This is a genomic window from Caulobacter sp. HJHS_5 (assembly GCF_056683955.1).
Genome location: NZ_JBWZNC010000004.1, coordinates 105,345 through 117,489, shown reverse-complemented (window position 1 = coordinate 117,489; position 12,145 = coordinate 105,345). Strand labels below are relative to the sequence as shown.

Here is a 12,145-nt window from a genome sequence, read left to right as displayed (position 1 = left end):
TTGCATCAAAATTCTTGAATGCATAAATATCCCGAGCCAGTTGGGAATGAGATTGGGGGAAGCGGTGCCAGGCGGAGGCCTTTCCGACACCGAGTTGCGTGCGTTCGCCGGCGAGATTCGCCGCAGCGCCCTGCGCATGGCCGTGCATGCCCAGCTGGGCCATCCGGGCGGCGACCTTTCCGCCGCCGACGTTCTGGCGGTGCTCTACGGTCGGGTAATGCGGTTCGATCCGGCGCGGCCGGACTGGGCGGGGCGCGACCGCTTCGTGCTGTCCAAGGGCCACGCGGCCGCCAGCTTCTATTCGACCCTCTCGCTCTCCGGCTTCTTCCCGCGGGACCAGCTCGCGACCTTCATGCAGCCGCTGTCGATGCTGAACGGCCACCCCGACCGCAACAAGCTGCCCGGCGTCGAGGCCAACACCGGCCCGCTCGGTCACGGCCTGCCGATCGCCGTCGGCATGGCGATCGCCGCCAGGCTGGACGGCGCCGACTGGCGCACCTTCGTGCTGACCGGCGACGGCGAACTGCAGGAAGGCAGCAATTGGGAGGCGGCGATGACCGCCTCGCACCGCAAGCTGTCCAACCTCACCGTCATCGTCGACCGCAATCGCCTGCAGCAGGGCGACTTCACCGAGAACACCGCCGCCCTCGATCCCCTGGCCGACAAGTGGCGGGCGTTCGGCTTCGAGACGGTCGAGGTCGACGGCCACGACCAGGCCGCCCTGGTCGAGGCGCTGACCACGGCCGGACGCGACGCGCCGCGCTGCGTGGTCGCCAGCACCACCAAGGGCCGCGGCGTCTCCTTCATGGAGAACATCGCCGCCTGGCATCACAAGATTCCGAGCGCGGACGAACTGGCCCGCGCCCTGGAGGAGCTGGCGTGAGCGATCTCTTCGACTGCCGCAAGGCCTTCGCCTCGACCCTGATCGAACTGGCCGAGGCCGATCCCCGGGTCGTCGCCGTCTGCAACGACAGCGTCAGCTCGTCGAACCTGGCGGGCTTCCGCGACCGCTTCCCCGACCGGGTGATCAATGTCGGCATCGCCGAGCAGAACATGGTCGGCGTCGCCGCCGGCCTGGCCAGCGCCGGCAAGGTCCCGTTCGTCTGCGCCGCCTCCTGCTTCCTCACCGGCCGTGCGACCGAGCAGGTGAAGGTCGACGCCGGCTACGCCAAGAACAACGTCAAGCTCTGCGGCATGGCGCCGGGCATGGCCTATGGCGAACTGGGCCCGACCCACCATTCCATCGAGGACATCGCCTGGACCCGGGCCATCGCCAACCTCACGGTGATCACCCCGGCCGATCCGGTCGAGACCGCCGCGATGATGCGCCTGATCCACGCCTACGACGGCCCGGTGTTTATCCGCGTCGCCCGCATGGGCGTGCCGGTGATCCACGCCGCCGACCAAAAGTTCGAGATCGGCAAGGCCGTGCGCCTGCGCGAAGGTTCGGACGTGACCATCATCGCCATGGGCACCCTGGTCTCGCGCGCCCTGCAGGCGGCCGACGACCTGGCTCGCGAGGGCGTTTCGGCGCGGGTGGTCAACATGTCGACCGTCAAGCCGATCGACGTCGAGGAAATCCTCGCGGCGTCGTCGGAGACCCGCGGCATCGTCACCGCCGAGGAGCATACCGTCTACGGCGGCCTTGGCTCGGCCGTGGCGGAGGTGGTGGTCACCCACAAGCCGGCGCCGATGCGCATGGTGGCGGTGCCCGGCGTCTTCGCCCCCACCGGCTCGGCCGAGTTCCTGCACGACCACTTCGGCCTGAACGCGGCGGGCGTCGCCGCCGCCGTCCGCGACCTCCTGGGCTGACTCCCATGGGCGGTCGGCTGATCCTCGCGATCGATCAGGGCTCGACCAACAGCAAGGCCGTGCTCTTCGACGAGACCGGCCGGGTTGTCGGCGAAGGCTCGCGCCCGCTCTCCACCCGCTTCCCGCAGCCGGGGTGGGTCGAGCAATACGGCAAGGAAATCTGGTCCAGCGTCGTCGGCGCGGCGACCGCCGCCCTGGCCAGGATCGACCCGGCCGAGGTGGTCGCCATCGGCGTGACCAACCAGCGTGAGTCGGCGATGATCTGGGATCGTCGCACCGGCGAGCCGCTCGGCCCCTGCGTCACCTGGCAGTGCCGCCGCACCAGCCCGTTCTGCGACACGCTTCGCGAGGCCGGCCATGGCCCTCTTATCGAAGAGGTGACCGGCCTGGGCATCGATCCGCTGTTCTCGGGCAGCAAGATGCGCTGGCTGCTGGACGCGACGCCCAACGGCGCGGCCCGCGCCGCCGCCGGCGAGATCTGCCTCGGCACGGTGGACAGCTGGCTGCTGTGGAAGCTGACCGGCGGCAGGGTGCACGCCACCGACAGTTCGAACGCCAGCCGCACCCAGCTGCTCGACATCGAGACCGGCCAGTGGAGCCCGCGCCTCCTCGAGGTGTTCGGCGTCCCGGCCGCCGCCCTGCCGCAGGTGCGCCCCTCCGACAGCCTGTTCGGCGAAGCCGTCGCCGCCGACTTCCCCGTCCGCGCCCCGATCACCGGGGTGGCCGGCGACAGCCACGCCGCCATGTTCGGCCACGCGGCCTTCGAGCCCGGCGTGGTGAAGGCGACCTTCGGCACCGGCTCGTCGCTGATGACCCTGGCGGCCGATGTGTCGCGCGGCGTCTCGGCCGGGCTCTCCGGCACGGTCGCCTGGCGGCTGGGTGAGACCGTCACCCACGCCTTGGAAGGCAACATCGCCAGCACCGGCGCGACGCTGGAGTGGGTGGGGCGGATGCTCGGGGTCAGCGAAGACCCGGGCAAGGCCGCCGCCAACATGGCCATGACGCCGGACAGCGAGGGGGTCTATTTCGTGCCGGCCTTCGCGGGCCTCGGCGCGCCGCATTGGGACGACCAGGCGCGCGGCCTGATCTGCGGCCTGACCCGCGGCTCGACGGCGATCCACATCGCCCGCGCCGCCTTCGAATCGATCGCCTATCAGGTGGCCGACGTGTTCGACGCCATGGAGGCGGCGGCCGGGGCGACCCTGGCCGAACTGCGCGCCGACGGCGGCGCCAGCCGCAACGACGTGCTCATGCAGTTCCAGGCCGACATGATCGGCCGCCCCGTGATCCGCGACCGTTCGGCGGACCTGTCGGCGCGGGGCGTGGCCTGTCTGGCGGGGCTCGGCGCCGGGGTGTGGGACATCGAGGCGGTGCGCGCCCTGCCGCGGGCGGTCGATCGTTTCGAGCCGAAAATGGACCGGGCGGAGGCGGCCCGGCGACGGGACGCTTGGCGAATGGCCATCGCCCGGACGAAGCTGCGCGCTCCACCTGAGGAGTCCGCCCCGTGAGCCGCCGCGACGACCTGCGACAGATCGCCAAGATCGCCGACCTTTATTACAACCGGAAGCAGCGTCAGGCGGTGATCTCCGCCCAGCTCGGCATCCACCAGTCGACCATCTCGCGCCTGCTGAAGCGGGCCGAGAAGGAAGGCATCGTCCAGGTGCGCCTGAACTATCCCGCCGGTTTCTACGCCGACCTCGAACAGGGGCTGGAGCAGAGCTTCGGCCTGGCCCAGGCGGTGGTGGTCGACGCGGCCGAAAGCCCCTCGCAACTGCTCTCGCACCTCGGCTCGGCCGCCGCCGTCCTGCTGTCGAGCACCCTGAAGCGGGACGACGTGGTCGGCATGTCGTCGTGGTCGGCCTCGCTGCTGGCGATGGTCGACGCCATGTCGCCGACTCGCACCGAGGGCGTCACGGTGGTGCAGATCCTCGGCGGGGTCGGCAATCCGTCCGCCGAGCTGCACGCCACGCGCCTGACGCACCGCGCGGCCCAGCTGATTGGCGCCCAGCCGGTGCTGCTGCCGGCCCCGGGCGTGACCCCGTCGCCGGACGCCCGCAAGGTGCTGCTCGACGATCCCTATGTTAGCCAGGCGACGGCGCTGTTCGACCGGCTGACCGTGGCCCTGGTCGGCATCGGCGCCGTCGAGCCCTCGCCGCTGCTGGCCGACTCCGGAAACGCCTTCTCGGAAGAGGATCGCAAGGCGCTGCAGGCCGCCGGCGCCGTGGGCGACATCTGCCTGCACTTCTTCGACGAGGCCGGCCAGCCGGTGCGCTCGCCGCTCGACGAGCGGGTGATCGGCATCGACCTGACCCAACTGCGCCGCACGCCTCGCGTCGTCGCCGTGGCCGGCGGGGCGCGCAAGACCGCCGCCATCCACGCGGCGCTGCGCAGCGGCGTGGTCGATGTGCTGGTGACCGACGAGCAGGTGGCGCGGGCAATTCTGGAGTCGCCGAAGTGAAGCTTGCCCTGACCCCCGCGCGTTGGGGCGCCGTGATCGCCGTCCTGGCGGTGGTGCTGCTGGCCGTGTTCCGGCCGTGGGTGACCACGCCGCTGGACGACCAGGGCAAGGCCATCGTCGGGCCGCAGGCCTTCGACGCGGCGACCTTCGTCGGCAAGGTGTGGAGCGATGATCTGCCCGGCAAGCTGGACGCCGCCGCCCCGGTCGGCCAGGCCGCCTCCACTCCTGCGTTCCTCAAGGGCGAGGGTCTGGTGATGAAGGTCGACACGACGTCGCGCGTCGGCTTCGCCCTCGTCGATCTCGATCCGCAGGACGGCGCGGCCGACGTCACCCTGGCGCTCGGCCCGGTGATCACCGGTTCGGACTTGCGCGACGCGCTCGGTCTGGCCTTCGCCGACTTCGACACCCAGGTCGACTACGCCAATGTCGGGTCCGACCTGAACCGTCGCGCCCTGGCCGGCCTGCCGCTGCTGTCTGATCCGAGCGTCATGGAAGGCAAGCGCATCGCCTTCGTCGGCGCCGGCGCCAGGACGGCCAGGGGCGACGTCCGCATCACCCCCGTGCGGTTGACGCTGTCGCCATGACCTTCGCCCTCGAAGCCCGTGGGATTCACAAGCGCTACGGCGGCGCCCATGCGCTGCGCGGCGTCGACTTCGCCTTGAAGGCCGGCGAGGTTCACGCCCTGATCGGCGCCAACGGGGCGGGCAAGTCGACCCTGTGCAAGATCATCGCCGGCATCGAGGAGCCGACCGAGGGCGAACTGCGGGTCGAGGGCGTTCCCACCCGCTTCGCCTCGGTGCGCGAGGCGGCCGCCAGCGGCATCGGCATGGTCCACCAGGAGCTGATGCTGTTTCCCGACCTGACCGTCGCGGAGAACCTGTTCCTGGGCCGCGAGATCACCGACCGGCTCGGCCTGGTCGACGCCGCCGCGCAGAAGCAGGCCGCCGCCGAGACCTTGGCCCGCCTCGGCCAGACGGTGAGCCCCGACACCAAGGTGCGCGAACTGCCGGTCGGGGTGCGGCAGGCGGTGGAGATCGCCAAGGCGCTGATCGGCGACACCAAGGTCCTCCTGATGGACGAGCCGACCTCGGCGCTGAGCCCGGCGGAGATTCCGGTGCTGTTCGGGGTGATCCGCAAGCTGGCCGCCCAAGGCGTGGCCATCGTCTACATCTCGCACCGCCTCGACGAACTGCTGGAGATCAGCGACCGGGTCACGGTGATGCGCGACGGGCAGATCGTCGCCCAGGCCCAGTGCCGCGACGTCGACAAGGACTGGATCGTCCGCGAGATGACCGGCCGGGCAGAACTGACGGCCGCCGCCGCCGCCCCCGTGCTGACCGGCGAGCCGGTGCTGCGGGTCAAGAACCTCAAGATCGGCGCCCGCGAGGGCCGCAGCGCGGTGCGCGGCGTCGACCTTTCCGTCTGCGCGGGCGAGGTGGTCGGCTTCTACGGCCTGATGGGCGCGGGCCGCACCGAGCTGTTCGAGGCCCTGATCGGCCTGCACCGCGACGCCGAGGGCGAGCAGCGGCTGGGCGACCGCGACCTGAAGGGCCTCAGCGTCACCGATCGCATCGAGGCCGGCCTCGTGCTGGCCCCCGAGGACCGCCAGCGCGACGGCCTGCTGCCCAACCTCAGCATTCTGCGCAACATGAGCCTGTCGAGCCTCGCCGATGTGTTCGGCGGCATGTTCGGGAAGGGCCAGGAGAGGGAGGCGGCCGGCCGTCTGGTCGATACCCTGAAGATCAAGATCCCGTCGCTGGACCATCCGGTGCAGTCGCTGTCGGGCGGCAATCAGCAGAAGGTGGTGCTGTCGCGCTGCCTGATGGCCGGGCCCAAGGTGCTGCTGCTCGACGAGCCGACGCGCGGCGTCGACGTGGCCGCCAAGGCCGAGATCCTCGACCAGATGCGCCGCCTCGCGGCCGACGGGGCGGCGGTGCTGTTCGCCTCCTCGGACTCCAGCGAGATCCTCGCCGCCGCCACCCGCGTCATCGTGATGTCGCGCGGGCGGATCGCCCTGGAGGCGGCGGCGTCGGAAGTGAACGAGTCGATGCTGGCCAAGGCCGCCGCGGCTGAAGTGGAGTTTGCCGCATGACGACGAAGCGGTCCGCCCTGGACCAGGTGATGCGCCTGCGCGCCCTGATCGCCCTGATCGTGGTGGCGGGAGTGTTCGCCATTCTCAGCCCGGAGTTCCTGACCACCGGCAACCTGACGATCCTGCTGAAGCATGTGGCGATCAACGCCATCCTGGCCATCGGCATGACGTGGGTGGTGATCGCCGGCGGCATCGATCTGTCCGTCGGTTCGATCGCGGGGTTCACCGGCATGGTCGCGGGCTTCCTGCTGACCAAGGGGCTGGTGTTGGAGCCGCTGGGCCTGGCCGTGTTCTTCCCGGCCTGGCTGGTGATCGTGATCTCGCTGCTGGCCGGCATGCTGTTCGGCGCGCTGAACGGCTTCCTGGTGACGGTGCTGCGGGCGCCGCCGTTCATCGCCACCCTGGGCGTGCTCTACGTCGCGCGCGGCGTCGCCCTGCTGATGTCGGGCGGCGCCACCTTCCCGGACCTCGGCGGTCGCGACGAACTGAAGAACCACGGCTTCCTGCTGCTCGGCGGCGGTGGGCCGCTGGGCCTGCCGGCCCCGGTCTGGATCATGGCGCTGATGGCCCTGGTGGCGATCTTCGTGATCGGCCGCACCCGGCTCGGCCGCTACATCTACGCCGTCGGCGGCAACGAGCGCGCCGCCCGTCTGGCCGGCGTGCGGGTAGGGGACATCAAGTTCGTCACCTACACGGTCTCGGCCTTCTGCGCCGCCGTGGTCGGCCTGATCATCGCCTCGCAACTGAACTCGGCCCACCCGGCCACGGGCGAAACCTTCGAGCTCAACGCCATCGCCGCCGTGGTTCTCGGCGGCACCTCGCTGATGGGCGGTCGCGGCACGGTCGGCGGCACCCTGATCGGGGCCATGGTCATCGGCGTGCTGGCCAACGGCCTGGTGCTGCTCGGCGTCTCCGAGTTCTGGCAGATCCTGATCAAGGGCGCGGTGATCGTCGCGGCCGTCGTCATCGACCAGTACAACAAGACCTCCAACAAAGAAGCCTGAGAGGAAACGCCATGGACGGTTTGCTGAACAGAAGAGGCCTGCTGCTGGGCCTGGCCGCCGCGGCCCCTCTGGCGGCGGCGGCGTGCAATCGCGGCGGCGGCGCCGAGGGCGGCCCGAAGCTGATCGCCATCATCACGCCGTCGGTCGACAACCCCTTCTTCAAGGCCGAGGCCGACGCGGCCGACAAGCGCGCCAAGGCGCTGGGCTACCAGACCCTGGTCAACAGCCACGACGACGACGCCTATAAGCAGTCCGAGCTGATCGACGTGGCCATCGCCCGCAAGGCCGCCGCCATCATCCTCGACAACGCCGGCAGCGACGCCACCGTGGCGGCGGTGAACAAGGCCAAGGACGCCAAGATCCCGGTGTTCCTGATCGACCGCGAGATCTCGGTGAAGGGCGCGGCCACCTCGCAGATCGTCGCCGACAACTACCAGGGCGCCACCCTCGGGGCTCAGGAGTTCGTCCGCCTGATGGGCGAGAAGGGCGACTACGTCGAGCTGGTCGGCAAGGAGAGCGACACCAACGCGACCATTCGCAGCCAGGGCTACAAGTCGGTGATCGAGCAGTTCCCCGACCTGAAGGCCGTCGCCCGCCAGAGCGCCAACTGGAGCCAGACCGAGGCTTTCCAGAAGATGGAAACGATCCTGCAGGGCAACCGCAACATCAAGGGCGTGATCTGCGGCAACGACACCATGGCGCTGGGCGCCTCTGCGGCCCTGAAGGCGGCGGGCCTGTCGAAGGTGATCGTCGTCGGCTTCGACGGCAGCCCCGACGTGATCAACGCCATCAAGGCCGGCGACATCGCCGCCACCGTGCTGCAGCCGGCGGCCGCCATCGCGGAGATGGCCGTCAACCAGGCCCACGACCAGATCACCAAGGGCGGCACCGGCCTCGCCGAGCGCCAGACCGTGCCGTGCGAACTGGTGACCAAGGACAACGCGGCTCAGTACGGCGTCTTCGCCAAGCTCTGACCGCCGGAACGAACCTCTAGGGAGACGACGCTATGGCCCAGCAAAAGTACGGCGCCGGCATCTGGCACTTCGCGACCTACGTCGACCGCTACGCCACCGACGGCTACGGCGAGCCGGTGAACCTGCTGCAGGCCATCGACCTGGCCGGCCAGGTGGGCGACCTGTCGGTGGTCGACATCAACGCCCCGTGGTCGGGCGACATCTCGGTCGATCAAGTCGAGGCGGCGCTGAAGCGGAACAACCTCGGCGTCATCGGCATCACGCCGGAGATCTACACGAAGGTGTTCCGCAAGGGCTCCTTCACCAACCCCGATCCGGGCGTCCGCCGCCTGGCGCATGAGCTGTGCACAGAGGCCGCCGGCCTCGTCCGCCGCTTCGGCGCCGACTATGTGAAGATCTGGCCGGGTCAGGACGGCTGGGACTATCCGTTCCAGGTCGATCATTCGACGGTGTGGAAGCACAGCCTGGACGGCGTCGGCCGGCTGGCGGCCGAGAACCCCGACCTGAAGTTCGTCATCGAGTACAAGCCGCGCGAGCCGCGGGTGCACATGAGCTTCGACTCGGTGTCGCGCACCCTCCTGGGCATCGAGAAGATCGGCCTGCCCAACGTCGGCATCCTGCTGGACTTCGGCCACTCGTTGTTCGGTGGCGAGAGCCCGGCCGACGCCGCCCAACTGGCCATCGACTACGGCCGCCTGTTCGGCATGGACGTGAACGACAACCTGCGCGGCTGGGACGACGACATGGTGGCCGGCACGGTCCACCCGATCGAGCTGTTCGAGTTCTTTTACACCCTGCGCAAAAACAACTGGGAAGGCGTCTGGCAGCTGGACCAGTTCCCCTTCCGCGAAAACAGCGTGCAGGCCGCCAGGCAGGCGATCGACTTCCTCAAGGCCTGCGAGCGCGCGCTCGACAAGCTGGACATGAAGGCCATGGCCAAGTGTCAGGCCGAGCACGACGCCCTAGGCGCCCTGAAGCTGGCCCAGCAGGCGCTGTTCACCTCCTACTGAGGCGAAGGTCGAGCGTCAGGTCGCGGGTCTTCAGGTCGACTGGCGCTCGATCAGCTCGAACGGCAGGCGTTCGGCTCGCGGCGCGGCGTGAACGCGGCCCTCGCGATGGCGGCCGATCAGGATCTGGGTCGCCCGCTCCGACATCGCCGCCACGTCCTGGCGGATGGTGGTCAGCTGCGGCCAGATGCGCGTGGCGAAGAAGCTGTCGTCGAAGCCGGCGATGGCGATGTCCTGCGGCACGCGCAGACCGCGCTGGTGCACCACCAGGCTGACGCCGGCGGCCATGTCGTCGTTGCTGGCGAAGATGGCCGTCGGACGTCGCGGCAGGTCGAGCAGCTGACGGGTCGCCGCCGCCCCGCCTTCGAAGCGGTAGTCCGCCTGGGCGATCAGGGCGGGATCGACCTCCACGCCGTGCTCCCGCAGGGCGGCCTTGTAGCCCTCCAGGCGCTTGAGCGCCGAGGCGTGTTCGAGGTCGCCGGTCAGGAAGCCGATGCGACGGTGGCCGCGCGCCAGCAGATAGGCCGTCATCCCCTGGGCGGCGCCGACCTCGTCGAGACCCACGGTGTCCATGTCCGGCAGCGGGTCGCCCTGGGCGATCACGCAGACCGGAACGCCCAGCCGGGCCATGGTCTCGGTGCCGGTGAGAATGCCGCTGATCGGCGGGTAGATCAGGATTCCGTTGGCGCCTTCCTGGACGAGGGAGAGCAGGGCGGGGCCGGTGTTCTCGATCGCGAAGCTGGCGCATTGCCGGGCGATCACCTGGGCCCCGGTGCGGGCGGCGGCGCTCAGGGCGCCGGCCAGCATGGCGCTGACGAAGGTGTGGCTGGTGTCGAAGTAGAGCACCCCGATGCGCGTCGAGCGGGCGGTCGCCAGCTCACGCGCCGCCGCGTTGGGAATATAGCCCAGCTCGGCCACCGCGTTGAGCACGGCGGCGCGCGTCGTCGGGCGCACCGGCTTGGACTCGTTGAGCACGTACGAGACCGTCATCGACGAGACGCCCGCGCGTTCGGCCACGGCTCGAATGGTTATTGCGCCGCCCGAGGGGCGTGGTCCGCGGGCCATGCGCGCTCCATGGCTAGGCCGTTTCACAGCCTTACTAGCGCAGATGCGCCGAGACGCGATCTCACAATGAACCCACGCCGTTAACTTTGATCGCGGGCATTGTGCATAAAAATGCATACCAACAAAAATATGTTGACGCCCGTCGCTCCGTGCGGGAGCTTGCCTTCAAAGAATACCGCTAAACCACGCGGGCCACGGGAGGATGGGAAGGATGCGGCGCAAGCTGTCCGCATGTCTGCTGGCGAGCCTGGCGCTCGTGGCCGGGGGCGCCGGGGCGCAGACGCCGGCCAAGCCGCGCGTCGTCGTGACGACCGATCCCGAGCTGGACGATTCCAATTCCCTGCTGCGCTACCTGCTGAACAGCACCGATTTCCAGACCGAGGGTCTGGTCTACGCCTCGAGCCAGTTTCATTGGAAAGGCGACGGCAAGGGCACGAAATGGTTCGTCGCCGGCCGCGAGTACGACCGCAACGGCCGCAAGGTCTGCCCCTGCACCCACTGGCGCTGGGGCGAGGGCGAACGCTTCGTCGACGACGCGGTGGAGGCCTACGAGAAGGCCTATCCGAACCTCAAGGTCCACGATCCGCGCTACCCGACGCCCGCCTTCCTGAAATCGAAGATCCGCTGGGGCAATGTCGAGTTCGACGGCGACATGTCGAAGGAGACCGACGGCTCCAAACTGATCGAGCAACTGCTGCTCGATGACAAGCCGGGCCCGATCTATCTGCTCGCCTGGGGCGGTCAGAGCACCATCGGCCGGGCGCTGATGAGCATCAAGGATCGCTACGAGGGCCGCCCCGAGTGGCCGGCGATCCGCGCCAAGGTCTCCAAGAAGGCGATCATCCAGGCCTTCGGCGACCAGGACAACGTCTACGAGAAGTCGATCAAGCCGAACTGGCCGGAGATCGAGTTCCGGCAGATGTCGACCCAGACCTACGGCTACGGCGCCCGCAACGCCGTGCAGCCGGAGGATCGTCTCTACCTGACCGCCGACTGGATGCGCCAGAACGTCTCCAGCCGAGGGCCGATGGGCGCGCACTACCGCGTCTGGGGCGACGGCAGGAAAATGGCCCAGGACGATCCGACCGACTACTTCGGCGAGGTCGGCAAGACCGCCGATCAACTGCGGGCCGAGGGCTACTGGGTGTGGACCGCCCCCCAGGACAAGGGGTCCTGGATCTCCGAGGGCGACACCTCGACCTTCATGAACCTGCTCGACAACGGCCTGCGCGGCTATCGCGACGCCTCCTGGGGCGGCTGGGGCGGGCGCAACGCCCAGGACGTCGGCCCCGATGGTCCGAAGCCGTCCTACGCCTCGGCCCGCTGGTTCGGCGCGGCCCAGCGCGATCTGGCCGCGCGTCTGGTTTGGGCGACCACGCCCAGCTTCAAGGCCGCCAACCACCCGCCCGTGGTGAAGGCCGCCGGCGCCGTCGATCGCACCGTGCGGCCGGGCGAGACCGTGCGACTGGCCGCGACGGCCAGCGACCCGGACGGCGACGCCCTGACCTACCGCTGGTGGCGCTACGACGACGCCGACACCTATTCGGGGGCCGTGACGCTGGAGAATCCCGGCGCCCTGACCGCCTCGATGAACGTCCCGGGCGACATCCGGCCGGGCGAAACCATCCACCTCATCCTGGAAGTCACGGATGGGGGGAGCCCGTCGCTCACGCGATACCAGCGCATCGTCCTCAGGGCGGCGGCCTGACGCGTGGCTGAAAAAACAACAAGGG

At 69.5% G+C, this 12,145-nt stretch carries 11 protein-coding genes; 10 read left to right on the top strand and 1 reads right to left on the bottom strand.

The window, feature by feature from the left end:
* The first annotated feature begins 64 nt into the window (after nucleotides 1–64).
* The 9 genes from ACFLIT_RS08865 to ACFLIT_RS08825 are packed head-to-tail and all read left to right on the top strand — an operon-like array spanning nucleotide 65 to nucleotide 9,350.
* The gene (locus ACFLIT_RS08865; protein WP_479910860.1) at nucleotides 65–883 is read left to right on the top strand and encodes a transketolase; all 819 of its coding nucleotides are present in this window, start codon (nucleotides 65–67) and stop codon (nucleotides 881–883) included.
* Nucleotides 880–1,812 (top strand): transketolase family protein, encoded by a 933-nt coding sequence (locus tag ACFLIT_RS08860; RefSeq protein WP_479910859.1) that lies wholly within the window; start codon nucleotides 880–882, stop codon nucleotides 1,810–1,812. The genes ACFLIT_RS08865 and ACFLIT_RS08860 overlap by 4 nt, the downstream gene beginning before the upstream one ends.
* 5 nt (nucleotides 1,813–1,817) lie before the next feature.
* Nucleotides 1,818–3,320, top strand: coding sequence for an FGGY family carbohydrate kinase (locus ACFLIT_RS08855; RefSeq protein WP_479910858.1), 1,503 nt, complete (start codon nucleotides 1,818–1,820; stop codon nucleotides 3,318–3,320).
* The gene (locus tag ACFLIT_RS08850) at nucleotides 3,317–4,270 is read left to right on the top strand and encodes a sugar-binding transcriptional regulator (protein ID WP_479910857.1); all 954 of its coding nucleotides are present in this window, start codon (nucleotides 3,317–3,319) and stop codon (nucleotides 4,268–4,270) included. Before ACFLIT_RS08855 ends, ACFLIT_RS08850 begins: the two co-directional genes overlap by 4 nt.
* Nucleotides 4,267–4,854, top strand: a complete 588-nt coding sequence (locus ACFLIT_RS08845) for a DUF2291 family protein (protein ID WP_479910856.1) — start codon at nucleotides 4,267–4,269, stop codon at nucleotides 4,852–4,854. The genes ACFLIT_RS08850 and ACFLIT_RS08845 overlap by 4 nt, the downstream gene beginning before the upstream one ends.
* Complete coding sequence (locus tag ACFLIT_RS08840; protein WP_479910855.1) at nucleotides 4,851–6,362, top strand: sugar ABC transporter ATP-binding protein; 1,512 nt, start codon at nucleotides 4,851–4,853, stop codon at nucleotides 6,360–6,362. The genes ACFLIT_RS08845 and ACFLIT_RS08840 overlap by 4 nt, the downstream gene beginning before the upstream one ends.
* Nucleotides 6,359–7,366 (top strand): ABC transporter permease, encoded by a 1,008-nt coding sequence (locus ACFLIT_RS08835; protein ID WP_479910854.1) that lies wholly within the window; start codon nucleotides 6,359–6,361, stop codon nucleotides 7,364–7,366. Before ACFLIT_RS08840 ends, ACFLIT_RS08835 begins: the two co-directional genes overlap by 4 nt.
* An 11-nt stretch (nucleotides 7,367–7,377) precedes the next feature.
* Nucleotides 7,378–8,340, top strand: a complete 963-nt coding sequence (locus tag ACFLIT_RS08830; protein ID WP_479910853.1) for a substrate-binding domain-containing protein — start codon at nucleotides 7,378–7,380, stop codon at nucleotides 8,338–8,340.
* A 32-nt stretch (nucleotides 8,341–8,372) separates the two neighbouring features.
* The gene (locus tag ACFLIT_RS08825) at nucleotides 8,373–9,350 is read left to right on the top strand and encodes a sugar phosphate isomerase/epimerase family protein (RefSeq protein WP_479910852.1); all 978 of its coding nucleotides are present in this window, start codon (nucleotides 8,373–8,375) and stop codon (nucleotides 9,348–9,350) included.
* A gap of 30 nt (nucleotides 9,351–9,380) precedes the next feature.
* On the opposite strand, the gene ACFLIT_RS08820 is transcribed toward ACFLIT_RS08825, so the two are convergent.
* A complete protein-coding gene (locus ACFLIT_RS08820; RefSeq protein WP_479910851.1) occupies nucleotides 9,381–10,364 on the bottom strand; it encodes a LacI family DNA-binding transcriptional regulator in 984 nt (327 codons plus the stop codon).
* Between the two features lie 259 nt (nucleotides 10,365–10,623).
* Here ACFLIT_RS08820 and ACFLIT_RS08815 point away from each other — a divergent pair, with 259 nt between their 5' ends.
* On the top strand, nucleotides 10,624–12,120 hold the full coding sequence (locus tag ACFLIT_RS08815; RefSeq protein WP_479910850.1) for a DUF1593 domain-containing protein: 1,497 nt from the start codon (nucleotides 10,624–10,626) through the stop codon (nucleotides 12,118–12,120).
* The last annotated feature ends 25 nt before the right edge of the window (nucleotides 12,121–12,145 follow it).